The organism is Sphingomonas sp. LHG3443-2 (genome assembly GCF_049896405.1).
Classification (GTDB): Bacteria; Pseudomonadota; Alphaproteobacteria; order Sphingomonadales; family Sphingomonadaceae; genus Sphingomicrobium.
Map to the genome: position 1 here is coordinate 2,147,149 of NZ_JAFCUG010000001.1, position 25,111 is coordinate 2,172,259.

The window sequence follows — 25,111 nt, forward strand, 5'->3', positions numbered from 1 at the left end:
AGCGACAAAGAAAGCGGCCGGCCCGTCCATCGACGAGCCGGCCTTTTCTTGTGTGTCGATGGCCTCAGTCGTGGTCGGCGATGAACCGCTCGAGCACTGGCGCGATCTTTTCCCGCCACTTGCGGCCATTGAAGATGCCGTAATGGCCAGCGCCCTTGGCGAGGTGATACTTCTTGTCGCCCGCCGGCAGCGCCGTTGCGAGATCAAGGGCGGCCTTGGTTTGACCGAGCCCCGAAATGTCGTCACGTTCGCCCTCGATCGCCAGCAAGGCGGTGCGCGTGATGGCTGACGGGTCAACCCGCCGTCCGCGGTGCATCATCTCACCCTTGGGCAGCAGGTGGCGCTGGAAGACGACGTCGATCGTCTGGAGGTAAAACTCGGCCGTCATGTCGCAGACCGAGCGATATTCGTCGTAAAAAGCGCGGGTCGCGTCGGCCCCTTCCTCGTCACCGTCGACCAGATGCTTGAACATCTCCCAGTGGCTGACGAGGTGGCTGCCAAGGTTCATGGTCATGAATCCAGCGAGCTGCAGGAAGCCGGGATAAACCCGGCGTCCGCCGCCTGGATACATGGCGGGCACGGTGCAGATGACATTCTGCTGGAACCAGGCATGCGGCCGCTCGGTCGCCAGCGTGTTCACCGCGGTTGGCGCCTGGCGCGTGTCGATTGGGCCGCCCATCATGGTCAGGCTGCGCGGGGTCGCCGGATGCTTGTCGGCGTTCATCAGCGCGGTAGCGGCAAAGGCGGGCACGCTTGGCTGGCACACCGCCAGCATGTGCGCGCCGGGGCCAATCTTCGTCAGCCAGCCGATCAGCGTGTCGACATAATCGTCGAGGTCGAAGCTGCCGTCCTTGAGCGGCACCATGCGCGCATCGCGCCAATCGGTTATGTAAACCTCATGGGTCGGCAGCAGCCGTTCCACCGTTCCGCGCAGTAGGGTGGCGTAATGCCCCGACATAGGAGCCACGATCAGCAGCCGAGGCTGCCCTTCGGGCGCCCCTTCGCGCTTGAAATGCTTGAGCTGGCCGAACGGCATCCGATCCACGATCTTTTCGTGAACGGGCAGCAGCTTGCCGCCGATCTTCACCTGGTCCAGCCCGAACGCCGGCTTCCCCCGGGTCGCAGCGGCATGGGCGAAGACATCGAGGCTGGCCGCCACGATCCCGCTCATTCCGTTGTAGCTCAGGGGGTTGGCGGTGCTGCTTAGCCAATCGGAGGAGTAACCAGCCCATTTGCTCGCGCCGGCAAGCCAGCTGCGCTGCACTTCATACGCGTCGTATAACATCCACTCTCACTTATATTCTCTTGCCCCTTAACATGTGTGGAACCGAAAGGGTCCGCTAACAAGGCTGCGGCGCACAGCGCGTGCCGAGGGCTTTTGAACGGCCCTGCTGCCTGCTAACCCCCGCCGCCATGGCAAGCGTGGCGGACGACAAGGGCAGCAAGGACGGCGATAAGGCCGGGCGGAGCATCGGCAATCTGAAGCTCGTGTTCAAGGCGGCTGCCCGTTATCCTTCGCGCATCATCGCCGCGCTGTTCTTCCTTGGCGTGAGCTCGGCCGCCACCCTCGCCATCCCCTATGGCTTCAAGCAGGTGATCGACCGCGGGTTTGCCGGTGGGGCGGTGAGCGGCGGCGCGGTGACGCAGGCGTTTCAATATCTGCTGATGATCGTCGCCGTGCTGGCGCTTGCTACGGGTTTTCGCTTCTATTTCGTGTCGTGGCTTGGCGAGCGCACGGTCGCCGACCTTCGCCGCCAGGTACAGCGCAACCTCCTCACCCTGCCCCCGCGTTTCTTCGAGGAGAACCGTCCAAGCGAGATCGCCTCGCGCCTTACCGCCGACACGGCGGTGCTGGAGCAGGTCGTCGGCACCTCGGTCTCCTTTGCGCTGCGCAATTTCGTTACCGGCGTGGGCGGCATCATTTATCTATTTGCGCTTAGCCCCAAGCTTGCCGGGCTGCTGCTGATCGCCATCCCCTTGCTGTTCGGTCCGATTATCCTGTTCGGCCGCAAGGTCCGTGAGTTGTCGCGCGCCAGCCAGGACCGGATCGCGGACGTTGGCGCCAACGTCAGCGAAGTGCTGGGGGCGATGAAGATCGTCCAGGCGTTCGGCCAGGAGCGCCGCGAAGAAGCGCGCTTTGCCGACGTGGTCGAAAACGCGTTCACCACCGCCCGCACCCGCATGCGCCTGCGCGCGATCATGACCGTGGTGCTGATTGCTCTGATGTTCGGTGCCATCGTGATGGTCATCTGGGAAGGCGCGATCGACGTTGCCGCCGGGCGGATGACCGGTGGCGAAATCGCCGCCTTTGTGTTCACCGGCGTGCTGGTCGGCGGAGCCTTTGCGGCGTTGAGCGAAGTCTACGGCGATCTCCTTCGCGGCTCGGGCGCCGCCGGGCGTCTGGCAGAACTGATTGCCGCCAAGGCCGAGATCAGCGCTCCGGCTCAGCCGGTGGCTCTGCCTTCCCCTGCGGGTGGCGCGCTCGCCTTCGACAATGTCGAGTTCCGCTATCCCACGCGCCCCGACAGCAAGGCGCTGCACGGCCTCACCATGCGGGTTGCGCCGGGCGAGACGGTGGCGGTCGTCGGGCCCTCCGGTGCGGGCAAGTCGACGCTGTTCCAGCTTGCGCTGCGCTTCTATGACCCGCAGGCGGGCAGCGTATCGTTCGATGGCGTCGATGCCCGCGATGCCGATCCTGCCGACCTTCGCAGCCGTATCGCGCTGGTGCCGCAGGAAACGGTGATTTTCGCCGCCAGCGCGCGCGACAATCTTCGCTACGGGCGCTGGAACGCAAGCGAAGCGGAGATCGAAGCCGCCGCCCGCGCCGCCAATGCACATGATTTTCTCCTGGCGCTGCCCGGTGGCTACGACACCTTCCTCGGTGAAAGCGGCGCCCGATTGTCGGGTGGCCAGCGGCAGCGCATCGCCATTGCGCGCGCCCTCCTGCGCGATGCGCCGCTGCTCCTGCTGGACGAGGCCACCAGCGCGCTCGATGCCGAGAGCGAAGCGTCGGTCCAGCAGGCGCTCGAGCGGCTGATGCAGACCCGCACCACGGTGGTCATCGCCCACCGCCTCGCCACCGTACGCGCCGCCGACCGGATCATCGTCATGGACGAGGGCCGCATCGTCGAGGAAGGCACGCACGCGACCCTGACCGCGCGCGGCGGCCTCTACGCTCGCCTCGCCCGGCTCCAGTTCGACGTTGCCGCATGACCGAGCCGATGAGCGACGAAAGTGCGCTATGCACCGCGTGCGGCCTTTGCTGCACCGGCGCGCTGCACGATTGGGCGCACCTCGATGAGGATGAAGTCGATGCCGCCGCGGCCATGGGCCTGCCGGTCGGCCCGCCCTCAGCGCCGCCACGCTTTTCCTTGCCCTGTCCCAAACTCAGCGGCGCGACCTGCACCATCTACGGCTCACGCCCGCGGGTGTGTGCGGCTTATGCCTGCCGCCTGCTCGAACAAGTGCGCGAGGGCCGCCCGCTCGATGACGCGCTCGGGGTGGTCGCCGAAGCGCACCGCCTGGCCGGCGAACTTCGCGCGGCGCTTGGGCCCGGGGCCAGCTACTCGGACAACCGCGCGCACTTCTTCAACGCCAGCCGCGATCCCGCGACGCAGCTTAGCTCGTTCGCGTTCACCCACTATCTGGACCGTCACTTCCGCAACCGGAACGAAGGCCCTGTGCTCACATCGGAGTTGACCAAATGAGTGCCACTTACCGCCGCACCGCCGCCACCATGTCGACCGAGGTCGGCGATGACGTGGTGGCGCTTCAGGCGGACCGTGGCTTCGCTTACGGCATGGAACAGGTCACCGCGTCGGTCTGGAAGCTTCTCGAGCAGCCACGCGACCTCGATGCGCTGGTGGGCGCGCTGACCGCCGAATATGAAGTCGACGAAGATGAATGCCGCCATGAAGTGGGCGCTCTGCTCGAGCGTATGACTGCGGAAGGTCTGGTGGAGCAGGTCCAGTGAGTGCGGCCACGGTTCTCCTCACCGAGGACAAGGGGGTAGCCCGCATCACCCTCAACCGGCCGGACCGGCTCAACAGCTTCACGGCGGCAATTCACGCCAAATTGCGCGACGCACTGGACGCTGCCGCCAGAAGCGCGCGGGTCATCGTGCTCACTGGCGCGGGCCGCGGCTTCTGCGCGGGCCAAGACCTCAACGATCGCGCCGTGGCGCCGGGGCAAGCGGTCGACCTGGGCGAAACGGTGGAGCAGAGCTGGAACCCGCTCGTCCGCCGCCTTGCCAGCCTCGACCAGCCCGTCATTGCCCGCGTCAACGGCGTAGCCGCTGGCGCTGGAGCGAACATTGCGTTGGCCTGCGACCTTGTTGTCGCGGGACGCTCGGCCAAGTTCATCCAGAGCTTCGCCAATCTCGGGCTCATTCCTGACAGCGGCGGAAGCTGGCACCTTCCTCGGCTGGTTGGGCAAGCCCGAGCCCTCGGTCTGGCGCTGACGGCCGAACCGCTCCCTGCGGAGAAGGCGGCTGAGTGGGGGATGATCTGGAAGTGCGTCGATGACGAGGTGCTCGATGCCGAAGTCGATGCGCTCGCCGCCAAGCTCGCCAGCCTGCCTCCGCTTGGCCTTGCTGCGATCAAGCGGCTGATCCGCACCAGTGGGGAGCGGACGCTGGATCAGGAGCTGGACCTTCAGCGCGACGAGATGCGGCGACTTGGTTTCACCGAAGATTATCGCGAAGGCGTGGCGGCATTTCTCGAGAAGCGGCCGGCGGTCTATCAAGGGCGCTAGGCACCGCCGTCATACTTGGCCTTGCCGCTCACCCTGCCTAGGGTGACGCCCATGAAAACCACCCAGCTTCTGAACTACGCCCGCGGTGAGTGGACCCCGGGCGACGCCGCCAGCCTGACCGAGCTTCCGAGCGCCCTCGACGGGTCCCCTGTGGCACTCACCGGCTCGGGCGGGATCGATTTCGGCGGCATGGCGCGCTTTGCCCGCGAGGTCGGGGGGCCCGCGCTGAGGGCGCTCACCTTCCACCAGCGCGCCAGAATGCTGAAGGCGCTTGGCCTCGCCATTCTCGCGCGCAAGGAAGAGCTGTACGAACTCAACTACGCCACTGGCGCGACCCGCAAGGACGGCTGGATCGACATCGAGGGCGGCGCCGGAACCCTGCTGTCCTTCTCCAGCAAAGGTCGCCGCGAGCTGCCCGATGCTCACGTCCTGCTCGACGGTGGGCTGGAGCCGCTGAGCAAGTCGGGGCTGTTCCAGGGCCAGCACATCTACACTTCGCTGCAGGGCGTGGCGGTGCACATCAACGCCTTCAACTTCCCGGTGTGGGGGATGCTGGAGAAGCTGGCGCCGACACTGCTCGCGGGTGTTCCAGCCATCGTGAAGCCGGCTAGCGCAACCGCCTGGCTGGCCGAGGCTGCCTTCCGGGTCATGATCGAAGCCGACATCCTGCCGCCGGGCGCCGTGCAGCTGGTGGTCGGCGGGGTCGGCGATCTGTTCGATCACCTCACCGGACAGGACGTCGTCAGCTTCACCGGCTCCGCTCAGACAGCGCTAAAGCTTCGGACGCATCCGGTGATCCAGCGCGAAAGCGTCAAGTTTATTGCCGAGCAGGACAGCCTCAACGCCTCCGTACTCGGCCCCGATGCGGCGCCGGGCACGCCCGAATTCGACCTGTTCGTGTCCGAGGTCGTCAACGAGATGACGGTCAAGGCCGGACAAAAATGCACCGCCATCCGCCGGGCGATGGTGCCGCAAGCCTTTCTTGCCGCCGCGGAAGGGGCAATCGCTGCCAAGCTCGCCACGCTGTCGGTCGGCGATCCGCGCGACAAGGCGACCGGCATGGGAGCCCTTGTCAGCCGCGCTCAGCGCGACAGCGTGCGCGCGGCTGTGGCAACAATCACCGCCGGTGGAGCGCGGATCGCGGTTGGCGACCCGGGCGGGCAGATCGGGCCGGACGGCGGCGCCTTCATGCCGCCGGTGCTGCTGTGCGCCGATGATCCGTGGGCCTGCGAGGCGGCGCATGACGTCGAGCCGTTCGGACCGGTCGCGACGCTGATGCCGTATCGCGACCTCCCCGACGCGGTGCAGCTCGCCAATCGCGGCAAGGGCAGCCTTGCCTTGTCACTGTTCACCCATTCGGGCGAGGTCGCGCGCGACTTCGTGCTGGGTGCCGGCGCGTTTCATGGGCGGATGCTGGTCATCGACCGCGACAATGCGAGGGATTCGACCGGACACGGCAGCCCGCTGCCCGTCCTCGTCCACGGCGGGCCGGGCCGGGCCGGCGGGGGTGAGGAAATGGGCGGGGTGCGCGGTGTCACCCATTACATGCAGCGCACCGCCCTGCAGGGCTCACCTTCCATGTTCGCGGCGATCACCTCGCAATACATCCCGGGCGGTCCCAAGCACGTCATCGACGCGCATCCCTTCCGCAAGCGGATGAGCGAACTCCACATCGGCGACACGCTGAAGACCGCCAGCCGCACCGTCACCGTCGAGGATATCGAGCATTTCGCCCATTTCACCGGTGACACCTTCTACGCTCACATGGACGAGGAAGCGGCCAAGGCCTCGCCCATCTTCGAAGGCCGGGTCGCGCACGGCTACCTGATCCTGAGCTTCGCCGCCGGCCTGTTCGTCGACCCTGCGCCCGGTCCCGTGCTCGCCAATACCGGCCTTGAGAATTTGCGCTTCCTGACCCCGCTGTACCCCGGCGATGCGATGCGGGTAGAGCTGACGGTGCGGTCCAAATCGCTGAAGAGCGAAGAGACTGGCGTGGTCCGCTGGGCGGTGGAGGTTTTCAACCAGAAGGACGAATTGGTCGCGTCCTACGACCTGCTGACGGAGAATGTGCCCTGATCAATGTCCGCTTTCGACCCGAAGCGGACACTCGGCCCTCTTCCCTGCGGCTGGGGCGGGGCTGACGTCACCCCGGACCTAATCCGGCAGGTCCTTCTTTCCGGATCCGCAAAACAGGCGCGAAGGCAAGCGGGCGCGGGTCGAGCTTGAGCTTACAATCACCTGGCTCCGTAACCGAACCTTAAGCGAAGCCCGGCACCTTCGCTCCCATCGTTAATGGCGTGAGTTACGGGCCATGTCCCCGCTCGATTGGGCATTTCTTCCACTTCAGCGCTACTTTGATTTTGCGGGTCGCTCGCCGCGCTCGGAATATTGGTGGTTCTACCTGCTGGTCTCGATCTTGAGCATGGCTTGCGGTTGGATCGACCTGGCCGTCGATCCTACCGCTGTAGTCGGTGTCGCCAGTCTGCTGGTCTCGCTTGCCACCATCATTCCGTTACTCGCCGTTTCCGTCCGCCGCCTGCATGATCGCAACAGAAGCGGCTGGAACCTGTTAAAGCCGCCCGCGCCGGGTATCGTTATGGCCATCCTCGCCGCCTTTGGACCGTTCGGACTGTTCGTTGGCACAATCATCTTCGTTGGCACATGCCTGTGGCTCGTGGTTCTGCTGTGCCTGCCCGGAACTTCCGGCCCCAATCACTACGGCGAGCACCCGTACGGCCTGCAATACTACGCCACCTGATCGTCGGATGTTTGTGCCGCCCGCCTGCTTGTGCTGGCAGTCCTCGCCAATGCCGCCGCATGCGTCTTAACGGCGATGTCTGCTCCCCACCCAAAGCAGACACCGACAGCACACAGAAAAGGCCGCCGGATCGCTCCAGCGGCCTTTTCTGTGTCGATGGAAACGAGCTTAGCGGATGCCAGCGATCGCCTGATCGATCAGCGCCTTATCGCTGGCGCCGTCGTGGCGGTCGGCGATGATCTTGGCCGCCGCCTTGGTCGCCGCATCTGCTGCGGAAGCGCGGAGCTGCTGGAGGGCGGTGCGCTCTTCGGCCGCGATCTTGTCTTCGGCCATGCGGGTGCGGCGCTCGACCAGCGCGGCAGCGTCGGCTTCGGCTTTGGCGCGGATGGCGTCGGCTTCGTGCTGAGCGCGTTCGAGCATCGCCTTGGCGTCGCTCTCGGAAGCAGCAGCCTTGGCCTCATACTCGGCCTTGATCTTCTCGGCCTCGGCGCGGAGCGCAGCGGCCTCGTCGAGCTGGGCCCGGATGCCGGCGATCTTGCCGTCCAGGGCCTTGCCGATCGCGGCCGGCACCTTCTTCCACAGCATGATCGCGATGACGACCAGCATGGACAGGCCAACCAGCATGGTCGCATCAAAGCCGAGCGCCTTGGGATCGACCACGTGCTCGACCCCGGCTTCGACTTCGGTCGCCGCGAGGGCGTTGGCGGCATTAGCCACGGACAAGCTCCTGCTGCACGGCGGCGCGCGCCGTGCCTTCATCGATGGTGAGGCCGGCAACGCGGGCAACCATCGCCGCAGTCGCTTCTGCGGCGACCGATTCGATCTCGGCCTGGGCCGAGCTGCGAGCTTCGGCGATCCGGCGCGAGGCTTCCTCGATCCGGGTGGCGGCAGCCGCATCGGCAGCCTTGACCCGGACTTCGGTGGCCTGGGCCGCAGCCGCCTTGGCCTCGGCGGCGACGCGCGCCGCTTCGGCCCGGCTCCGCTCGAGCGCGGCGCGATGCTCCGCCTCAAGGCGGTCGGCCGTTTCCCGCGCGGTGGCGGCAGTGGCGAGGTCGGCCGCGATCTGCGCGTCGCGCTTGTCGACGGTGCCCTGGATCTTGGGCACCATGCCCAGACCCACGATCAGGAAAAGCGCGCCGAAGCTGATCGCGAGCCAGAACAGCTGCGAGGCATAGATTTCAGCGATCTGATCGAATTGAGGCATCGTGGCCGTCCTTGCCCTTATTCTTCCTGCTTAGGCCTTGAGGTAAAGCAGGATGGCGATGAGGAACGACAGCAGGCCGAGAAGCTCGGCGGCCGCGAAGCCGATGAACAGACGGCCCTGCTGGCTGTCGGCAGCAGCCGGGTTGCGCAGCGCGCTCTCAAGGAACGAGCCGAACACGTTACCCACGCCGAGCGCGGCCATGCCGGCGCCGATAGCAGCGAGACCAGCACCGATCAGGGCAGCAGATTGAGCGTCCATGTGATTAAACTCCCTCTTATATTCTTTAGTGAAGATTGACCGCGTCGTTGAGATACAGCGACGTCAGAAGCGCGAAGACGTAAGCCTGGATCGCGGCGACCAGCAACTCGAGGCCGCTGATGCCGATCATCAGGGCGAAGCTCGGGATGGCGACCAGCGGGGTCAGCAGCGGGCTCGACAGGTTGACGCCCTGGATCACGAAGCCCGCGAGCACCTTCAGCAGCACGTGGCCGGCGGTCATCGCGACGAACAGTCGCAGCGCCAGGCTGAACGGGCGAACCATGAAGGACACGAACTCGACCGGCACCAGGATCGGAAGCATCCACCACGGCGCGCCATGCGGCACGAACAGGCTGAAGAAGTGGAAGCCATGCTTGGCGAAGCCGACCACCAGCACGATGGCGAACGACACGATCGCCAGCACCGCGGTGACGGTGAGATGGCTGGTGATGGTGAAGGGATGGACGCCGGGCACCACGCCGAAGGGCAGCAGCCCCAGCATGTTGGCGAACAGGATAAAGATGAAGATGGTGAAGACGTAAGGGACGAACTTGCGGCCGGCGGGGCCGATGTTCTGGTCCATCATGCTGGTGATGAAGCCCGTCACGCCTTCGACCGCAGCCTGCCAACGGCCGGGTACCAGCTCGCGCTTCATGCCGCCAAGCATGAACAGCCACACCGCAGCGAGGGTGAACAGCATCCACAGCGAGCTGTTGGTGAAGGCGATCGAGTGGCCCGCAATGCTCCAATCCTGGCCGAACAATGGTTCGACCTGGAACTGATGCATCGGATCGATCTTGCCCGATTCGGCGGCCACTAAAGGTCCCTCTTCCCGTTCGAATTCGACATCTTGATGATGCTCCAGAACCCGCTGGCGGTGCCAAGCACCATCAGCGTGATAAAGAGCATCGGCCACGTCCCCAGCAGCTTATCCAGAAGCCAGCCGATGAGCGTGCCGCCAACCAGGCCGCCGATCAGGGTGGCGAGAACCTTTTGCCCCAGCTGCTCATTGGCATCCGAAGCCGGTTTCGTGCCGGTCCTGACCGCTTCCCGCCGCTGCGCCTCGGCCAGCCTCTGTTCGAGGTGATCGAGACGAGCATCGGCCGGAAGCCTTTCGTCCTGCCGCTCGCTGTCTTCCGCCATAAACCGTCTTCTTCTCCTGTGCGTGGCGGCGCTTCCAAAAAGGAGGCGCGCGATCACGCGGGATAGGCAAAGGGGCATGGCGGCGGAAAGCTCGCCAAGGCGCGGTCCCTTTAGCAGCGCGAGGCGTGAGGTCAACCGCTGCGAGCCGCTGACCTTGCACGGCGAGCCCTCGCTGCATAGCTGCTGGAGATGGCTCTTCTCTCAGCACTTCTGCTTGCCGCTGCCCCCGTTGCAATCACCAGCGCCACGCCCGACCTCGACTTTCGCTATGTCTGGTCGAATGAGGCGCAGGCGGTCCCTGCTTTGTCGCGGCGATTCAGGGCCGATGCGGCGACCCGCAAGGCCGAGATGTTGCGCATGGCCGCAGCGGAAAAGGCGTTCCGGCGCAAGGCGAAGCTCGACTGGAACGGGCTCCAGTTCAGCCGCGAGTGGCAAACACCGGGGCAGAGCGCCGCGCTACTCTCACTCGTCAGCACCACCAGCGCTTACACCGGCGGCGCGCATCCGAACACCAACACCAAGGCGCTGTTATGGGATCGCCGCGCGAACCGAGAGATCACGACAGCCGCCTTGCTGCAGTCCGGAAAGAGCTGGGACGGCGCGATTCGGCACCCGTTCTGCGTGCTGCTCGATCGCGAGCGAGCGAAGCGGCGGCAAGGCCCGGTGAACGGCGACAATTGGGCGAGCCAGTGTCCGGCGCTGAAGGAGCTCACGGTCGCGTTGGTCGACCAAAACCGCAACGGCCGCTTCGATCATGTCGCGGTGGCGGCTGACGCTTATGTCGCCGGGCCGTATGCCGAGGGCGCCTACACGATCACCTTGCCCCTGACCGCAGCCATGCTGACCCGCCTCAAGCCCGCTTATCGCGCCGGATTCGAGCCTCAGCCGCCAGTGCAGTAATCCGGCACCGGGGCTGGTTGCCCGGCCCCGCGGGTGCGCCACTGTCCATCGGCCAGCAGGTAGCGTTCGCCGACAGATACTCGGGCGAGCAGGGTACAGCCGGCAGTGATGCCGACTTCCTGCGGGCTTACACCACGCCGCTGAGCGAGACCGGAATATAGAGCGCGGCGGCGGATGTTCAGCGCTTCCGTCTGGCTGCGCGCCTGTGCTCCCGGAGTGCCGGCCGGATAGCCGAGGTAACCATCAAACCGCTCACCCACCTGCCCCGCGGTGCGCGCATCGAAATAGGCGCTCTGCGCCGCTGCCGCTCCGGCGACCGCGATCAGCGCCAGTCCCGCCCAGCGAATCATCGCTGCCCCGTAGTGCCCGGCGTCGTCCCGGGCCGCTGGGGAAAGGCCTCGGGGTTCTGGTTGATCAGCGTATCGACGTCGCGTTGCATGCGCACCAACACCTCCTGGCGGATCGCGACGTTGAGGTTGATCTCGATCGGCTTCTCAGGCGTGCGCACATTGACGCAGCCGGTAAGCGCAAGCCCGAACGGCAGGGCGACCAGGAGCGGTCTTTTCATGGGCGGTTCCTTACAGGGGTGACTTGTTCTTCAACGGGGGTCTGGGTCTGCGTGGTATCTTCCTCGCGGCGGCGGACTTCGGTGACGATGCCGGGGATGTTACCAAGTGGTCGATCGAGCGTGGTGTCGATCAACGTGCGGGGATCGCGCAGCGATTTGGCGGTGCCGATCAGGGCACGGAAGGGCCCGCGGATCGAGACGTTGAACTTCAGGGGAATACGGCCGACGAAACGGCTGATCAGGCGCTGGGTGCCGTTGGTGCCGGCAAGGCCGACTCCATCGATCACGAGCGTGGTCCCAAACTCGCCCGCCAGATCGCCGTCCAGGCGGATGATCATCGACCGGAAGCGCAGGTCGCGCAGGGCGTTGAAGGCAAGGTTGCCCGCGGTGCCGAGGTTCGCCTTGTTGACGGCGCCGTTGTACGACAGCCGGCCACCGGGCTCGCGGCTGTCGAGGCGCCCGCCGACGATCCGGCCGCCATTGTCGTCGAAGATCATCGGCAGCACGCCGTCGAAGCGGCCTTCGGCCTTGATGTCGTTGAAGCCGAAGCTGTTGACGAACATGTTGGCGTCGAGCCCGCGCACCTCGAACGTCAGCCGCTTGGGGCTCGGCCGGCCAAGATTGAGCACGGTTTCGCGAAGGATCAGCTCGCCGCCCATGAACGGCCAGCGACCGGCCTGGATGCGGACCAGCTGGCCGGGCAGCAGCTGATAGGTGATAACGCCATTCTCGACCAGAATGCCGGGGTTGATGGTGGCGACATTGACCGTTTGGCCTGGCGCCGTCTCGAGCCCGAGAAGATCGGTGAAGCGGATCGTGCCGCTAAGGCCCGTCACCGGACCGAAGGCGGCGGCAAGGTCCATGTCGGTGGTCGAGACCTCACCGGTGGAGGTCACCTCGCCGGTGCCGTTCCAGGCGATCCGCCCCTGCCCCGTCACCGTTCCGTTGACCAGCGCAATCACCCCCTCGGTCAGGCGAGTGATCATCTCCGGCTGCAGGCCGTTCTGCGCGAAGCGTAAGCCCGGCACGTCGAGCGTCGCATTGCCGGTGCCTCGGCCAAGATCGTGGCGAATGGCGACGTTGGTGACGAGAGCGCCGGTCCCCGGGTGCCGCAACGATCCGCCGGCGCGGATGTCGTTGCTGGCCAGGCTGAAGCTGAGGTCGTTAGAGCGCAGCGGATAGAAGCGCGGCTCGGGCGAGCCGATGTCGCTGGCGGTCGCCGCGCCGTTTACGGTCAGGCGGCTGCGATAATAGAGCCAGCGGCCGTCCGCTTCGGTCAGCTTGATCGGGACCCGGCCGATGGTCGCCTCGGCGCGGGCAAAGGTGCCGCTGATCCCGCTGCCCTTGAAGGTGCCCTCGAGCGCGCCCGCATTGAGCAGGATCGGCGCCGCAGGGTTGCCGAGCCGGGCAGCGACAGTGGTGAATTCAAAGCCGCGCGAACCGACCAAGGCGCCGCGGACGGCGCGAGCGGCAAAGGGCGACGATCCCAGCCGGCCGTTCAGCGCCAGGTTGCGGGTGAACGCCCGCACCGCGACATCGCCGTCGGGCTGGCGGAACACGACGGCCTGGCCGACCGCGCAGACCGGCAGCTGGGTCCGCCCAAGTTGCAACCCACCTAGTCGCAGCGAGGCAAAGGAAACCGGGACGCAGCCCTGTCCGAATGCAAGCCGCTGCCCCGGTCCGATGGTGCCGCTGACCGGCACGCGCAACCCGGCGATACGCCCGCCGGCAAGGGGCCCGTCGAGCAGCGCGACCGTTTGAACAGTGGTGCCGCCGCTTGCCTGACCCGCGAACCGCACGGGATCGAGCGCCAGCCTGGCGCCGTTCGCTGCATAGGGCTGCATTACCAGCTGGCCGCTAACCGCGCCGCCGCCGCGCGGCATGGAGAGCGCGAGATTGGCGCTGGGCAGGCCGCCGCCGGCCGTGCGAATCCGGCCATCGAGCCGGAGCCGGTTGGTAGGCCAGTAGTAGGTGATCCCGTCCCCGCCGCCGCCGACCTGGATTCGAGCACCCGACGCGCTCTCAACATTGGCAGTCTCGACCCGCACCGCGCCGCCGCCCGCGACGTTGACGAGACGCAGCTTGCCCGAGGCGCTCATGGTGCGGGTGGCCCGGTCGAAACTTGCGCGCAGCCCCTGCGCGATCGGCTCCAGAGGGGTGCCGCCAGCCCCGCCAAGCGCGGCGGTGAGCGGCTGCGTCAGGCTTGGATCAAGATCAACGCCGTTAGCGCCGTAATCGGCGACAAGGGTGATCTGCCCTTGCGTTGCGTTGAGGAGATAATCGCCGTCGAGCCGCGTCCGCGCGGCGGTCAGCTCGGCCATCCGCGCCCCGGCGGCGCTCAGCTTCACGGTGCCCAGGATCTGCGTCGGCTGTCCCCCGAAAGTAAGATCGGCATTGAAGCGATCGAGCCGGTTCACCCCGGCAGCGAGCGCCATGGCACTCATCCGCCCGCGCCCGGTAAAGCGGTCGAAGCCTTCGGAGAAGCGGCTGTCGATGTCGAAGCGGGGCTGCGCGATCGCGATGTTGCTGGCCGGGCAAGCGAAGTTGGCGGCGCTCAGAGGTCCGCTCACCTGCGGGCGGCGAACCGCCACCGACACCGCAAAGGCTGCGCGCATCCCGGTCAGGGTACAGCGCCCGGCATCGAGGCTCGGTGAGGCGGCGGCAAGGCGGCCTTTGAACCCGCCGGTCAACTTGCCCTCGCCTTCGATCGCCACACCGATCGGGCCGTAGGGCGTCGCGACGGCAATCGAGGTATCGGCAAGGTCGACGCTGATGTCGGGCAACGAAAACGGCTTGCCCGAAGGCGGCGGAAGCAAGCGGTCGACCTGCCCCCAGGTCACTCGCCGCCCGACCACCCGGCCATGCAGGCGAACCCCGCGTGCCACCACGCGATAGAACTCGACCTGCCCGTTCCACCTGATCCGCATCTGGATCTGCGCCAGTCGCGCCGTGAGGTCGGGGCGGCGCGGATCGCCGATGACGAGATCCGACACTTGCTGGGTGCGCAGCCCGATGCGGTCGAGCGTGAAGGTCGCCTGGACCCCGCGCTTTTCAAGCTCGCGCTGGAGGATGTTGGTGGCGATCGGCCGCCGCTGACTCCACAGGACAAGCGCGGCGACGACCAGCAGGATGAGGAGGCCGACGAGCACAAAGCCGAGCAGGCGCGGCAAGCGGCGACGGCGGCGCGATGCGACGGCCACCGCTTCCCTGTCGTCGCTACTGGCCGTCGTCTCGTCCGCCACTGGCCATCAAACCTTCGTTATCCAAGACCGTTCCGCAAGCGACATGTTGCATGGCGCGACCGGAAGACATAGCGTGCACCCATGGGCGACAAGCCGAATGGCGCCGATGGGCATCGCGCGCGCCTTCGGCAACGGCTGCTGGACGGCGGCGGCGACGCATTGCTCGATCACGAGCTGGTTGAATATCTCCTGACTCTCGCCATCCCGCGCCGAGACACCAAGCCGTTGGCAAAGCAGCTGATTTCCTCGTTTGGCGGACTTGGACCCCTGCTTGAAGCGCCGCCCGCGGTCCTTCGGCGAGAGGGTCTAACCGACGGCGTAATCGGTGCTTTGGCCATCGCTCGCGCAACCGCCCTGCGATTGCTCGAGACCCGCACCGAGGGCCGCCCCTTGCTGTCGAGCTGGGATGCGCTTGGCGACTATCTTCAAGCCGCGATGAGCCATGCGCAGGTCGAGGAGGTCCGCGTCCTGTTCCTCAACGCCAAGAACGTGCTCATCGCCAACGAAGCGATGTGGCGCGGCTCGGTGGACGAAGCGGCTGTCCACGTCCGTGAAGTGATGGCCCGCGCCATCGCGCTTGGCGCCACCGCAATCATTCTTGTCCACAACCATCCAAGCGGCGATCCGACGCCCAGCCAGCAGGACATTCGCCTTACCCGCGACATCGTGGATGCGGGGCGGCACATGAAGATTACCGTTCACGACCATGTGATCGTCGGGGCGCAGGGCCGCAGCAGCCTCAGGGCCATGGGGCTGATGTGACTGCCGGTGCGGCCCCGCGACGGATCATGATTGTCGGCCAGCCGGGATCGGGCAAGAGCACGCTCGCCCGCGCGCTCGGCGACATAACCGGCCTTCCCGTTGTCCACATCGATCGCATCCACTGGCAATCAGGCTGGATCGAGCGCAGCAAGGCCGAGAAGACGCGTCTGTGCCTCGACGCCGAAGCTGGCGAGCGGTGGGTCTTCGAAGGCGGCCATAGCGTGACCTGGCCCAGCCGCCTTGCCCGTGCCGACCTGCTGGTGTGGCTGGATCGGCCGATGGGACTGCGCCTGTGGCGCGTGCTGAAGCGCGCCGTGACACAGCTTGGCCGCACCCGGCCCGACATGGCTGACGGCTGTCCCGAACGGCTGCGATCGCTTCCCGAGTTCGTCCACTACATCGTCACCACCGCCCGCTCGCAGCGGCGGAAGATCGGTCGGCTGGCGCAGTCCGCGACCTGCCCCTTCCGCCGCCTCGTCTCCGATGCGGACGCCGCCGCGCTGGTCGAGGAGCTCCGCCTTCAGTTCGCCACGAAATCCGTGTAGGCGCGCGCCCCATGCTGACCATCAACGGAATCACGGTTCGCCTTGGCGGGCGGACCATCCTCGACCGTGCCACCGCCACCATCCGCCCGAAAAGCCGTGTCGGGCTGATCGGTCGCAACGGCGCGGGCAAGTCGACGCTCATGAAGGTGATGATCGGTCAGCTCGAAGCTGACGAGGGCGAGATCGAGATGCCCAAGCGCACCCGCCTCGGCTATATCGCGCAGGAAGCGCCGAGCGGCGACGCCACCCCGTTCGAAACGGTGCTGGCGGCCGACACCGAGCGTGCCGAGTTGATGCTGGCGGCAGAGGATTACAGCGACATGGATCGCCTCGGCGAAGTCCACGAGCGGCTGCTGGCGATCGATGCCTATGGCGCGCCGTCGCGGGCGTCGAAGATCCTGCTCGGCCTCGGCTTCGATGAGGAAATGCAGGCGCGGCCGCTGGACAGCTATTCGGGCGGCTGGAAAATGCGCGTGGCGCTTGCCGCCCTGCTGTTCTCCGAACCCGACATCCTGCTGCTGGACGAGCCGTCGAACCACCTCGACCTCGAAGCGACCTTGTGGCTGGAAAACTTCCTGAAGGATTATTCGGGCACGCTGGTGGTCATCAGCCACGAGCGCGACCTTCTCAACAACGTGGTGGATACCATTCTTCACGTCGAAGGCGGCCGGCTGGCGCAATATGCCGGTGGCTATGACGATTTCGAGCGGCAGCGGGCGGAGCGGGCGGCGCAGCTGGCCGCGGCCAAGGCGAGCCAGGACGCGCAGCGTGCCCGGCTGCAGGACTATATCGCCCGCAACTCGGCCCGCGCCTCGACCGCCAAGCAGGCGCAAAGCCGCGCCAAGATGCTGGCCAAGATGCAGCCGATCGCGGCGATGGCTGACGATCCCTCGCTAAGCTTCGCCTTTCCGTCCCCGAGCGAACTCAAGCCGCCGCTGATCACGCTGGAGATGGCGGCGGTCGGGTACAGCGACACGCCAATCCTCAGGAAGCTCAACCTGCGCATCGACCCCGACGACCGGATCGCGCTGCTCGGCCGCAACGGCAACGGCAAGACCACGCTTGCCCGCCTCATTGCCGCGCAGCTCGCGCCGATGGAGGGATCTATGGTCGCCACCGGCAAGATGCGGGTCGGCTATTTCACCCAGTATCAGGTCGAGGAACTGCACGGCGAGGATACGCCGCTCCAGCACATGAGCCGCGCGATGGAAGGCATGTCGCCCGCCGCGGTCCGCGCCCAGCTCGGGCGGTTCGGCTTCTCGGGCGACAAGGCGACCACCGTCACCTCGAAGCTGTCGGGCGGTGAACGGGCGCGGTTGGCACTGGCGCTGATCACCCGCGAGGCGCCGCACCTCCTGATCCTCGACGAGCCGACCAACCACTTGGACGTCGATGCCCGCGAAGCGCTGGTGCAAGCGTTGAACGATTATGACGGCGCGGTCATCCTGATCAGCCACGACCGTCACATGGTCGAACTGACCGCCGACCGGCTGGTGCTGGTCGATGACGGCAAGGCAGTCGATTATGCCGGCAGCATCGAGGATTACATCGACTTCGTCCTTGGCCGGAACCAGCCCAAGACCGAGGCCAAGCCGAAGACGGCCAAGGGCGGCAAGGCCCGCGAAGACGCCAAGGCGCTGAAGAAGGCAGCCGCCGACGCCGAAAAGGAGAGCGCCCGTCTGACCGAGGAACGCTCGGCCCTCGATCGCGCGATGTTCGACCCGTCGGGGGCGGAACCCTCGCTCGCCAAGCTGTCGATGGGCGAACTATCCAAGCGGCGGGCCAAGGTTGCGGCGGCGCTGGAACAGGCCGAGGCCAAGTGGATGGAGCTTGCCGAGCAGCTGGAGCGCGAAGCGGCCTGACGGGGTTAAGAATGGGGGGCAGATGAGCGCAGTTGAAACCTTTGAGCTGGTCCTGCTGCTGCTTGCGGCGGTGGTCGGCCTTCACGCGCTCGCCGATAAAATTCACTTCCCGCCTTCCTCCGCCTTGCTGGTCGGCGGCGGACTGCTCGCGTTCATCCCCGGCCTGCCGCAAATCACGCTTGATCCCGAACTGGCGCTGGTCCTGTTTCTTCCGCCCCTGCTGTTCGATGGCGCCTATTTTACCGCCTTTGGTCGTTTTCGGCGGCACCTGCCCGGCATCATCTCGCTGGCAGTTGGCGCGGTGGTGTTCACCACCTGCCTTGTCGCGGTGATCGTGAAGTGGCTGGTACCGGAGCTGCCGTGGGCGGCCTGCTTTGCGCTCGGCGCCATCGTCTCCCCGCCCGATGCGGTGTCGGCCCGCGCCGTCCTGCAGGGTGTGCAGTTGCCGCGTCGACTGCAGGCGTTGCTGGAGGGCGAGAGCCTGCTGAACGACGCCACGGGTCTGGTGCTGTTCCGCTTTGCCGTTGCCGCAACGCTGAGCGGCACCTTTCACATGGGCGAAGCGATCGGCAGCTTCGCGCTATTGGCCCTAGGCGGAGCGGCCGTCGGTCTGATGATCGGCCGCGCAGCGGTATGGTTGCTCGCAAGGATCGAGGACCGCACCCTGTTCGTGACCTCGACGACGTTGATCTGTTGGGTGGCTTACCTGGGCGGGGAAGCGCTGCACGTGTCGGGCGTCATCTCCACCGTCGCGGCGGGCTTGGTGCTTGGTTGGTATCAGCATGTGGTGATGCCCGCGCGCGTGCGCATCCAGGGCACCGGCTTCTGGCGGACGATGATCTTTTCCTTGGAAGCCTTGGTCTTCATCCTGATCGGCTTTTCGCTGCGCAGCGTGGTCGACCGCGCCGGAGGCTTCGCAGAGGTGACGGCGACCATGGCATGGCCGGTGCTGGGCGTAATCGCCGCGGTGACGGTGGCGCGGCGCCTGTGGGTATTCGGAAGCGACGCGCTGCTCGCCCTTCTGCAGCGCGCAGGGCTTCGCCGCGCCCGGCCGCTTGGACCTCGGCAGGCGGGCGTGCTCGCGTGGACCGGAATGCGCGGCGTGGTGACGTTGGCGGTCGCATTGACGCTGCCAGGCGACATGCCGGGCCGCGATTTGATGCTGATCGCCGCCTTTGCGGTGATCCTGGTCACGGTCGTGATCCAAGGCTCCAGCCTCGGTTGGCTGATCCGGCGCCTGAAGCTTGAGGATACCGACCCGGCGCCGCCGATGAGCCTGCCGCAAGCCGAAGCCACGATCGCCAAGGCCAAGCTTCGGGCGGTCGAGGCCAATGCCTATGACGGCAACGGCGAACTGATCCATCCGCAGCTGCTGGAGCAGCATCGCGCGCGGGCGCGGACGTCGGCAAGATACGCCCAGGACGCCGCCGGCTTCATGGATGGCATCCAGTCGCACTTCGACGTGCTGTCGCTCGCCATCGCCGAAGGCCGCCAAGAGCTCATCCGGCTGCACCGCGCGGGCAAGATCGAGGACGAGGTGCTGCACGACCTCGAACGCGATCTCGACCTTGAGGAAGTCAGCATCACCTTCCAACGCGGGGCGCAGCTCGACCTTCGCTGACCGTCTTCGCGTTGCGACCGCGGCCCTCCCCTGCTAGCGGGCGCGGCCATGGTTCCTCGCTACTCACGCCCCGCCATGACCGCCATTTGGGCGGCCGAAAACCGCTTCCGCATCTGGTGGGACATCGAAGTCTTCGCCGCCGAAGCGATGGGCGAAATCGGGATGATCCCGCGCGCGGATGCGGCGAAGATCGTCGACGCCCATGGTCGCGGTGTGATTGATCCAGTCGACGTGCCGGCGATCGACGCGATCGAGGCGGTCACCAAGCATGACGTCATCGCCTTCCTGACCTGGGCCGGCGAGAAGCTGGGCGACGAGCGCCGCTGGCTACACCAGGGGATGACCAGCAGCGACGTGCTCGACACCGCGCTTGCGGTTCAGCTGGCGCAGGCGTCCGACATCCTGATCGAGGACCTGAAGCAGCTCCTGGCGGTGCTGGAGCGGCGGGCGTTCGAGCACAAGCTCACCCCGACCATCGGCCGCAGCCACGGCATCCATGCCGAACCGGTCACCTTCGGCCTCAAGCTCGCCCAGGCTCATGCCGAGTTCGCCCGCAACCTGAAGCGCCTCGAAGCCGCGCGCGAGGAGATCGCGACCTGCGCTATCTCCGGGGCGGTCGGCACCTTCGCCAACATCGACCCACGGGTCGAGGAGCATGTCGCCAAGCGCCTCGGCCTGACGCCGGAGCCGACCTCGACGCAGGTCATCCCGCGCGACCGGCACGCGATGTTCTTCGCGACGCTGGGTGTCATCGCGTCGAGCATCGAGCGGCTGGCGGTGGAGATCCGCCACCTGCAGCGGACCGAGGTGCTGGAAGCGGAGGAATATTTCTCGCCGGGCCAGAAGGGCTCCAGCGCCATGCCGCACAAGCGCAATCCGGTGCTGACCGAGAACCTCACCGGCCTTGCCCGGCTGGTCCGCAGTGCGGTGACCCCGGCGATGGAGAATGTCGCGCTGTGGCACGAGCGGGACATCAGCCACTCATCGGTCGAACGGTTCATCGGCCCGGACGCGACCATCACGCTCGACTTCGCGCTGGCGCGGCTGACGGGCGTGATCGACAAGCTGCTGGTCTACCCCGAGCGGATGCAGAAGAACCTCGACCGCATGGGCGGTCTGGTCCACTCGCAGCGCGTGCTGCTGGCGCTGACCCAGGCTGGGCTGAGCCGCGAGGATGCCTATGCCAAGGTCCAGCGCAACGCGATGAAGGTGTGGGAATCCGACGGGCAGCTAAGCCTGCTCGACCTGCTCAAGGCCGATCCGGAAGTGACCGCCGTGCTGCCGCCCGAAAAGCTCGAGGAAAGCTTCGACCTCGGCTACCACTTCCGCCAGATCGACACGATCTTCAGCCGCGTCTTCGGCCGCACCGCCTAGCGCTTGCGTGCTGGCTGGAGCTTCGGCTTCAGCTCGTCGTAGATCGTCTCCACGAAGCGCGCAGGTGTGATGAAGCCGTTGGTCGCGATCTTGCCCTCATAGGCGGCAGTTGGACGAGAGGCGACGACCTGCGCCTTGGTGCGACCGGCGCGGATGCCGGCAGCGACCTTGGCCCGGACATCCACCAGCATGGCATGATAGGCCCGCAGGTCTTCGCGCGCGGCGAGCGGGCCATGACCGGGAATGATCCTGGTCGCAGGTCCGGCGATGTCGAGCGCCCGCGCCGACGCCGCGATCATTCCGTCGATCGAGCCGCCGCTTTCCCGATCGATGAACGGAAAGGTCGCCTTGTTGAAGAACACATCGCCGGTCTGCAGAACATTGGCCCGCGTCCAGTAGATCATCGCATCGCCATCGGTATGCGCATTGGGGACGTGCACCACCTGCAGATCGTCGCCGTTGAGGTGAAGCGTGACCCCTTGCGCGAAGGTCATCACCGGAAGGCCCGACTTGGGTGTCGCCTTGGTGGTCGACTTCATCATCTGCGACACGGCATCGGTCGACAGCCGCTTGCGGACATTGTCGTGTGCCACGATCACTGCCCCCGCCTCACCCATTGCAGGGTTGGCGCCGGTATGATCGCCGTGCCAGTGCGTGTTGATCAGGAACCTCACAGGGTCCGGATCGACTGCCTTGACGGCAGCCAGAATCTTGGGCGCCAGCGGTGCGAACTGGTCGTCGATCAGCACATTGCCGTCTTCGCCGTAGCTGAGTCCGATGTTGCCCCCCGGACCGAACAGCGCGGCAACTCCGGGGGCGACCTGTTCGGTCCTGATCTCGGCGCTGGCAAGATCCTGCTGCGCGGCAGCGGGCATCGACATTCCAAGCAACAGCCAAGCGGCGAAACGACGCATCCTCTTCTCCTTCGTTGCGGGTGATCAGATAGGGAGCTCTGCCAACGACTCCAGCTGGACCTTAGTGCCCAAGCGCGTCCTTGATCCGCGAGAAGAAGCTTTTCGAGTTGGGACATTCCTCACCCGTCTCGGTTTCCCGAAACTGAGCGAGCAGTTCCTTCTGCTTGGCGGTGAGCTTGGTCGGGGTTTCGACCAGCACGCGGGTTACCATGTCACCGCGACCGCGGCCGTTCAGCACGCTCATGCCCTTGCCCCGCATCCGCAGGGTCTCGCCCGACTGGATGCCGGCAGGGATCTTCACCTCGATCTCCTCGCCATCGATGCCGGGCACGGTGATCGACCCTCCCAGAGCGGCGGTGGTGAAGCTGACCGGGCATTCGGCAACGAGGGTGGTCCCCTCGCGGCTGTAGATCGGGTGCCGCTTCAGGTGCACGAACAGATAGAGGTCGCCGCCGGGTGCCCCGCGCACGCCCGCTTCGCCTTCGCCGGCGACGCGGATGCGGGTGCCTTCGTCAACCCCGGCTGGCACCTGGATGGTCAGCGCGCGGCGCTTCAGCGTGCGACCTTCGCCCTGACATTCAGGGCAGGGATCGGCGATGGTGACGCCGTGGCCGTGGCAGGTCGGGCAGCTTCGCTCGACCACGAAGAAGCCTTGCTGCGCACGGACCTTGCCCGCACCGCCGCAGGTGTTGCAGCGGTCGGGGACTGCGGCACCACGGGCGCCATCGCCTTCGCACGGCTCGCACGGAGCCATGGTTTCGATGTCGATCGTCGCCGATTTGCCGCCGAAGCTTTCTTCGAGCGTCAGTTCGAGATCGTAGCGCAGGTCGGCGCCGCGCGCGGCATTGTGCCGCCCGCCGCCGCCACGCGGATCCATGAATTCCCCGAAGATCGACGAGAAGATGTCGGAGAAATCAGGGCCACCGCCGCCGAAGCCGCCGCCCCCTGCCCCGCTGTTCTGGAACGCGGCATGACCGAAGCGGTCGTACGCGGCGCGCTTTTGCGGGTCCTTCAGGCAGTCGTAGGCCTCGTTCAATTGCTTGAACTTGGCTTCGCGCTCCGCGCAGCCGCCGTGGCGGTCAGGATGGTTTTCCATCGCGAGGCGGCGGTAGGCGGCCTTGATAGTCTTGTCGTCGGCGCCGCGCTCGACGCCGAGCATTTCGTAATAATCGATGTGAACGGTCATGACGCAACCTCAAGCCGTCGTCCCTGCCGAGACGAACTCAGCAGGGACGACGTAAACATTACGCCTTCTTGTCTTCGTCGACTTCGGAATATTCCGCGTCGACCACTTCTTCGTCGGACGCCTGTCCGTTGGCCGCGGTATCAGCCTGGGTTTCGGTCGCGCCGCCGCCCTGCTGGCTCTCGTAGATCGCCTGGCCGAGCTTCATCGCGACTTGCGTCAGCGCATTGGTCTTGGTGGTCATGGTGTCGGGATCGCCGCCCTCGATCGCCGTCTTGGTTTCGGCAATCGCAGTTTCGATCTCGGCCTTTACGTCCGTGCTGACCTTGTCGCCATGCTCGGCAAGCTGCTTTTCGGTCGAGTGGACCAGGCTTTCGGCGTTGTTCTTCGCCTCCGCCGCGGCACGCCGCTTCTTGTCGTCCTCGGCGAACTGCTCGGCCTGCTTGACCATGTTCTCGATGTCGGCGTCCGAAAGACCACCCGAGGCCTGGATGCGGATCTGCTGTTCCTTGCCGGTGCCCTTGTCCTTGGCGGACACGTTGACGATGCCGTTGGCGTCGATGTCGAAGGTGACCTCGATCTGCGGCACGCCGCGCGGCGCCGGAGGAATGCCGACGAGATCGAACTGGCCGAGAATCTTGTTGTCCGCGGCCATTTCGCGCTCACCCTGGAAGACCCGGATGGTGACAGCATTCTGGTTGTCGTCGGCGGTCGAGAAGACCTGGCTCTTCTTGGTCGGGATGGTCGTGTTGCGATCGATCATCCGGGTGAAGACACCGCCAAGGGTCTCGATACCGAGCGACAGCGGGGTGACGTCGAGCAGCAGCACGTCCTTGACGTCGCCCTGAAGGACGCCGGCCTGGATCGCCGCGCCGATGGCGACGACTTCGTCCGGATTGACGCCGGTGTGCGGCTCCTTGCCGAAGAACTCTTTCACGACCTCACGGACGCGCGGCATGCGGGTCATGCCGCCGACCAGCACGACCTCGTCGATCGCCGACGCGTCGAGACCGGCGTCCTTGAGCGCCTTCTTGCAGGGCTCGAGGGTGCGGTTGATCAGGTCGGCGACCAGCTTCTCGAGATCGGCGCGGCTGATCGTCTCCACGAGGTGGAGCGGGGTGGTCTGGCCACCTTCCATGCGGGCGGTGATGAAGGGCTGGTTGATCTCGGTCGTTTGGGCCGACGACAGCTCGATCTTGGCCTTTTCCGCGGCTTCCTTGAGGCGCTGGAGGGCGAGACGATCCTTGCGGAGGTCGATGCCTTCCTTCTGCTGGAACTTGGCCGCCAGATGCTCGACGATCTTGGCGTCGAAGTCCTCGCCGCCGAGGAAGGTGTCGCCGTTGGTCGACTTCACCTCGAACACGCCGTCGCCGATCTCCAGCACCGACACGTCGAACGTGCCGCCGCCAAGATCGTACACCGCGATCGTCTTGCCGTCATTCTTCTCGAGCCCGTAGGCGAGCGCCGCGGCAGTCGGCTCGTTGATGATGCGCAGCACTTCAAGACCGGCGATCTGGCCGGCGTCCTTGGTCGCCTGGCGCTGCGCGTCGTTGAAGTAAGCAGGAACGGTGATCACCGCCTGGGTGACGGTTTCGCCGAGATAGGCCTCGGCCGATTCCTTCATCTTCTGAAGCGTGAACGCACTGATCTGCGACGGGCTGTAGTCCTGCCCACCGGCATTGACCCAGGCGTCGCCATTCTGGCCCTTGACGATCTTGTACGGGACCAGCTCGGTGTCCTTCTTGGTCACCGGGTCGTCGAAGCGGCGGCCGATCAGGCGCTTCACCGCGAAAATCGTATTGTCGGGATTGGTAACCGACTGACGCTTGGCCGGCTGGCCGATCAGACGCTCGCCATCCTTGGTGAAGGCGACCACCGACGGGGTGGTGCGTGCGCCTTCGGCATTCTCGATGACCTTGGGCTTTCCGCCCTCCATCACCGCAACGCAGCTGTTGGTCGTGCCGAGATCGATCCCGATCACTTTTGCCATATTCTTCTACCCTTTCACTCGCCCCCGGGCGCCCT

24 protein-coding genes are annotated in these 25,111 nt (G+C 66.1%); 12 read left to right on the forward strand and 12 right to left on the reverse strand.

What is annotated here, in order from left to right:
* Positions 1-64: 64 nt before the first annotated feature.
* The gene (locus ACP69Z_RS10760; RefSeq protein WP_426267482.1) at positions 65-1,285 is read right to left on the reverse strand and encodes a polyhydroxyalkanoate depolymerase; all 1,221 of its coding nucleotides are present in this window, start codon (positions 1,283-1,285) and stop codon (positions 65-67) included.
* Positions 1,286-1,413: 128 nt separating this feature from the next.
* On the opposite strand from ACP69Z_RS10760, the gene ACP69Z_RS10765 reads away from it, so the two are divergent.
* From ACP69Z_RS10765 to ACP69Z_RS10790, 6 genes are all read left to right on the forward strand, one after another.
* A complete protein-coding gene (locus tag ACP69Z_RS10765; RefSeq protein WP_426267483.1) occupies positions 1,414-3,213 on the forward strand; it encodes an ABC transporter transmembrane domain-containing protein in 1,800 nt (599 codons plus the stop codon).
* A complete protein-coding gene (locus ACP69Z_RS10770) occupies positions 3,210-3,707 on the forward strand; it encodes a YkgJ family cysteine cluster protein (protein ID WP_426267484.1) in 498 nt (165 codons plus the stop codon). The genes ACP69Z_RS10765 and ACP69Z_RS10770 overlap by 4 nt, the downstream gene beginning before the upstream one ends.
* A complete protein-coding gene (locus ACP69Z_RS10775) occupies positions 3,704-3,973 on the forward strand; it encodes a PqqD family protein (RefSeq protein ID WP_426267485.1) in 270 nt (89 codons plus the stop codon). Before ACP69Z_RS10770 ends, ACP69Z_RS10775 begins: the two co-directional genes overlap by 4 nt.
* Positions 3,970-4,752: a 2-(1,2-epoxy-1,2-dihydrophenyl)acetyl-CoA isomerase PaaG gene (gene paaG, locus ACP69Z_RS10780; protein ID WP_426267486.1), complete on the forward strand. Its 783-nt coding sequence runs from the start codon at positions 3,970-3,972 to the stop codon at positions 4,750-4,752. Before ACP69Z_RS10775 ends, paaG begins: the two co-directional genes overlap by 4 nt.
* Before the next feature lie 51 nt (positions 4,753-4,803).
* Positions 4,804-6,828 (forward strand): phenylacetic acid degradation bifunctional protein PaaZ, encoded by a 2,025-nt coding sequence (paaZ, locus tag ACP69Z_RS10785; protein ID WP_426267487.1) that lies wholly within the window; start codon positions 4,804-4,806, stop codon positions 6,826-6,828.
* 235 nt (positions 6,829-7,063) lie between these two features.
* Positions 7,064-7,510: a DUF805 domain-containing protein gene (locus tag ACP69Z_RS10790; RefSeq protein ID WP_426267488.1), complete on the forward strand. Its 447-nt coding sequence runs from the start codon at positions 7,064-7,066 to the stop codon at positions 7,508-7,510.
* A gap of 168 nt (positions 7,511-7,678) precedes the next feature.
* Here ACP69Z_RS10790 and ACP69Z_RS10795 read toward each other — a convergent pair whose 3' ends face one another.
* Genes ACP69Z_RS10795 through ACP69Z_RS10815 form a run of 5 tightly spaced genes read right to left on the reverse strand, consistent with a single transcriptional unit; the run spans position 7,679 to position 10,172 of the window.
* Positions 7,679-8,269, reverse strand: a complete 591-nt coding sequence (locus ACP69Z_RS10795; protein ID WP_426267489.1) for a hypothetical protein — start codon at positions 8,267-8,269, stop codon at positions 7,679-7,681.
* A complete protein-coding gene (locus ACP69Z_RS10800) occupies positions 8,220-8,714 on the reverse strand; it encodes an ATPase (protein ID WP_426267490.1) in 495 nt (164 codons plus the stop codon). Before ACP69Z_RS10800 ends, ACP69Z_RS10795 begins: the two co-directional genes overlap by 50 nt.
* 30 nt (positions 8,715-8,744) lie before the next feature.
* A complete protein-coding gene (locus ACP69Z_RS10805) occupies positions 8,745-8,972 on the reverse strand; it encodes a F0F1 ATP synthase subunit C (protein ID WP_249504531.1) in 228 nt (75 codons plus the stop codon).
* Positions 8,973-8,997: 25 nt separating this feature from the next.
* Positions 8,998-9,789: a F0F1 ATP synthase subunit A gene (locus ACP69Z_RS10810; RefSeq protein WP_426267491.1), complete on the reverse strand. Its 792-nt coding sequence runs from the start codon at positions 9,787-9,789 to the stop codon at positions 8,998-9,000.
* A complete protein-coding gene (locus ACP69Z_RS10815) occupies positions 9,789-10,172 on the reverse strand; it encodes an AtpZ/AtpI family protein (protein ID WP_426267492.1) in 384 nt (127 codons plus the stop codon). The genes ACP69Z_RS10810 and ACP69Z_RS10815 overlap by 1 nt, the downstream gene beginning before the upstream one ends.
* 132 nt (positions 10,173-10,304) lie before the next feature.
* Here ACP69Z_RS10815 and ACP69Z_RS10820 point away from each other — a divergent pair, with 132 nt between their 5' ends.
* Entirely contained in the window at positions 10,305-11,015 is a 711-nt protein-coding gene (locus tag ACP69Z_RS10820; protein ID WP_426267493.1) for a hypothetical protein, read from the forward strand.
* Here ACP69Z_RS10820 and ACP69Z_RS10825 read toward each other — a convergent pair.
* Genes ACP69Z_RS10825 through ACP69Z_RS10835 form a run of 3 tightly spaced genes read right to left on the reverse strand, consistent with a single transcriptional unit; the run spans position 10,997 to position 14,825 of the window.
* Entirely contained in the window at positions 10,997-11,365 is a 369-nt protein-coding gene (locus ACP69Z_RS10825) for a YdbL family protein (RefSeq protein WP_426267494.1), read from the reverse strand. The two genes, ACP69Z_RS10820 and ACP69Z_RS10825, sit on opposite strands and share 19 nt — an antisense overlap.
* The gene (locus ACP69Z_RS10830) at positions 11,362-11,583 is read right to left on the reverse strand and encodes a YnbE family lipoprotein (protein ID WP_426267495.1); all 222 of its coding nucleotides are present in this window, start codon (positions 11,581-11,583) and stop codon (positions 11,362-11,364) included. The genes ACP69Z_RS10825 and ACP69Z_RS10830 overlap by 4 nt, the downstream gene beginning before the upstream one ends.
* Positions 11,580-14,825 (reverse strand): intermembrane phospholipid transport protein YdbH family protein, encoded by a 3,246-nt coding sequence (locus ACP69Z_RS10835; protein WP_426267496.1) that lies wholly within the window; start codon positions 14,823-14,825, stop codon positions 11,580-11,582. The genes ACP69Z_RS10830 and ACP69Z_RS10835 overlap by 4 nt, the downstream gene beginning before the upstream one ends.
* Before the next feature lie 81 nt (positions 14,826-14,906).
* On the opposite strand from ACP69Z_RS10835, the gene radC reads away from it, so the two are divergent.
* The 5 genes from radC to purB are packed head-to-tail and all read left to right on the forward strand — an operon-like array spanning position 14,907 to position 20,989.
* Positions 14,907-15,587, forward strand: a complete 681-nt coding sequence (radC, locus tag ACP69Z_RS10840; protein ID WP_426267497.1) for a RadC family protein — start codon at positions 14,907-14,909, stop codon at positions 15,585-15,587.
* A gap of 26 nt (positions 15,588-15,613) precedes the next feature.
* Positions 15,614-16,132, forward strand: a complete 519-nt coding sequence (locus tag ACP69Z_RS10845) for a hypothetical protein (RefSeq protein WP_426267498.1) — start codon at positions 15,614-15,616, stop codon at positions 16,130-16,132.
* A gap of 11 nt (positions 16,133-16,143) precedes the next feature.
* Positions 16,144-17,994 carry an ABC-F family ATP-binding cassette domain-containing protein gene (locus ACP69Z_RS10850; protein WP_426267499.1) on the forward strand — a complete coding sequence of 617 codons (1,851 nt, stop codon included), beginning with the start codon at positions 16,144-16,146 and terminating at the stop codon, positions 17,992-17,994.
* Between the two features lie 22 nt (positions 17,995-18,016).
* Positions 18,017-19,615: a Na+/H+ antiporter gene (locus tag ACP69Z_RS10855; protein ID WP_426267500.1), complete on the forward strand. Its 1,599-nt coding sequence runs from the start codon at positions 18,017-18,019 to the stop codon at positions 19,613-19,615.
* A 48-nt stretch (positions 19,616-19,663) separates the two neighbouring features.
* On the forward strand, positions 19,664-20,989 hold the full coding sequence (gene purB, locus ACP69Z_RS10860; protein WP_426267501.1) for an adenylosuccinate lyase: 1,326 nt from the start codon (positions 19,664-19,666) through the stop codon (positions 20,987-20,989).
* Here the strand turns inward: purB and ACP69Z_RS10865 are convergent.
* From ACP69Z_RS10865 to dnaK, 3 genes are all read right to left on the reverse strand, one after another.
* Positions 20,986-21,903 (reverse strand): MBL fold metallo-hydrolase, encoded by a 918-nt coding sequence (locus ACP69Z_RS10865; protein ID WP_426267502.1) that lies wholly within the window; start codon positions 21,901-21,903, stop codon positions 20,986-20,988. The genes purB and ACP69Z_RS10865 overlap by 4 nt on opposite strands.
* 61 nt (positions 21,904-21,964) lie before the next feature.
* Entirely contained in the window at positions 21,965-23,089 is a 1,125-nt protein-coding gene (gene dnaJ / locus ACP69Z_RS10870; protein ID WP_426267503.1) for a molecular chaperone DnaJ, read from the reverse strand.
* A gap of 58 nt (positions 23,090-23,147) precedes the next feature.
* Positions 23,148-25,076, reverse strand: coding sequence for a molecular chaperone DnaK (gene dnaK / locus ACP69Z_RS10875; RefSeq protein WP_426267504.1), 1,929 nt, complete (start codon positions 25,074-25,076; stop codon positions 23,148-23,150).
* Positions 25,077-25,111 lie beyond the last annotated feature (35 nt).

Coding starts and splice junctions, on each gene's coding strand:
- ACP69Z_RS10760 (WP_426267482.1), bottom strand. CDS start 1,285: ATGTTATACGACGCGTATGAAGTGCAGCGCAGCTGGCTTGCCGGCGCG.
- ACP69Z_RS10765 (WP_426267483.1), top strand. CDS start 1,414: ATGGCAAGCGTGGCGGACGACAAGGGCAGCAAGGACGGCGATAAGGCC.
- ACP69Z_RS10770 (WP_426267484.1), top strand. CDS start 3,210: ATGACCGAGCCGATGAGCGACGAAAGTGCGCTATGCACCGCGTGCGGC.
- ACP69Z_RS10775 (WP_426267485.1), top strand. CDS start 3,704: ATGAGTGCCACTTACCGCCGCACCGCCGCCACCATGTCGACCGAGGTC.
- paaZ (WP_426267487.1), top strand. CDS start 4,804: ATGAAAACCACCCAGCTTCTGAACTACGCCCGCGGTGAGTGGACCCCG.
- ACP69Z_RS10790 (WP_426267488.1), top strand. CDS start 7,064: ATGTCCCCGCTCGATTGGGCATTTCTTCCACTTCAGCGCTACTTTGAT.
- ACP69Z_RS10795 (WP_426267489.1), bottom strand. CDS start 8,269: ATGAAGGCACGGCGCGCGCCGCCGTGCAGCAGGAGCTTGTCCGTGGCT.
- ACP69Z_RS10800 (WP_426267490.1), bottom strand. CDS start 8,714: ATGCCTCAATTCGATCAGATCGCTGAAATCTATGCCTCGCAGCTGTTC.
- ACP69Z_RS10805 (WP_249504531.1), bottom strand. CDS start 8,972: ATGGACGCTCAATCTGCTGCCCTGATCGGTGCTGGTCTCGCTGCTATC.
- ACP69Z_RS10820 (WP_426267493.1), top strand. CDS start 10,305: ATGGCTCTTCTCTCAGCACTTCTGCTTGCCGCTGCCCCCGTTGCAATC.
- ACP69Z_RS10825 (WP_426267494.1), bottom strand. CDS start 11,365: ATGATTCGCTGGGCGGGACTGGCGCTGATCGCGGTCGCCGGAGCGGCA.
- ACP69Z_RS10830 (WP_426267495.1), bottom strand. CDS start 11,583: ATGAAAAGACCGCTCCTGGTCGCCCTGCCGTTCGGGCTTGCGCTTACC.
- radC (WP_426267497.1), top strand. CDS start 14,907: ATGGGCGACAAGCCGAATGGCGCCGATGGGCATCGCGCGCGCCTTCGG.
- ACP69Z_RS10845 (WP_426267498.1), top strand. CDS start 15,614: ATGATTGTCGGCCAGCCGGGATCGGGCAAGAGCACGCTCGCCCGCGCG.
- ACP69Z_RS10850 (WP_426267499.1), top strand. CDS start 16,144: ATGCTGACCATCAACGGAATCACGGTTCGCCTTGGCGGGCGGACCATC.
- ACP69Z_RS10855 (WP_426267500.1), top strand. CDS start 18,017: ATGAGCGCAGTTGAAACCTTTGAGCTGGTCCTGCTGCTGCTTGCGGCG.
- purB (WP_426267501.1), top strand. CDS start 19,664: ATGGTTCCTCGCTACTCACGCCCCGCCATGACCGCCATTTGGGCGGCC.
- ACP69Z_RS10865 (WP_426267502.1), bottom strand. CDS start 21,903: ATGCGTCGTTTCGCCGCTTGGCTGTTGCTTGGAATGTCGATGCCCGCT.
- dnaJ (WP_426267503.1), bottom strand. CDS start 23,089: ATGACCGTTCACATCGATTATTACGAAATGCTCGGCGTCGAGCGCGGC.
- dnaK (WP_426267504.1), bottom strand. CDS start 25,076: ATGGCAAAAGTGATCGGGATCGATCTCGGCACGACCAACAGCTGCGTT.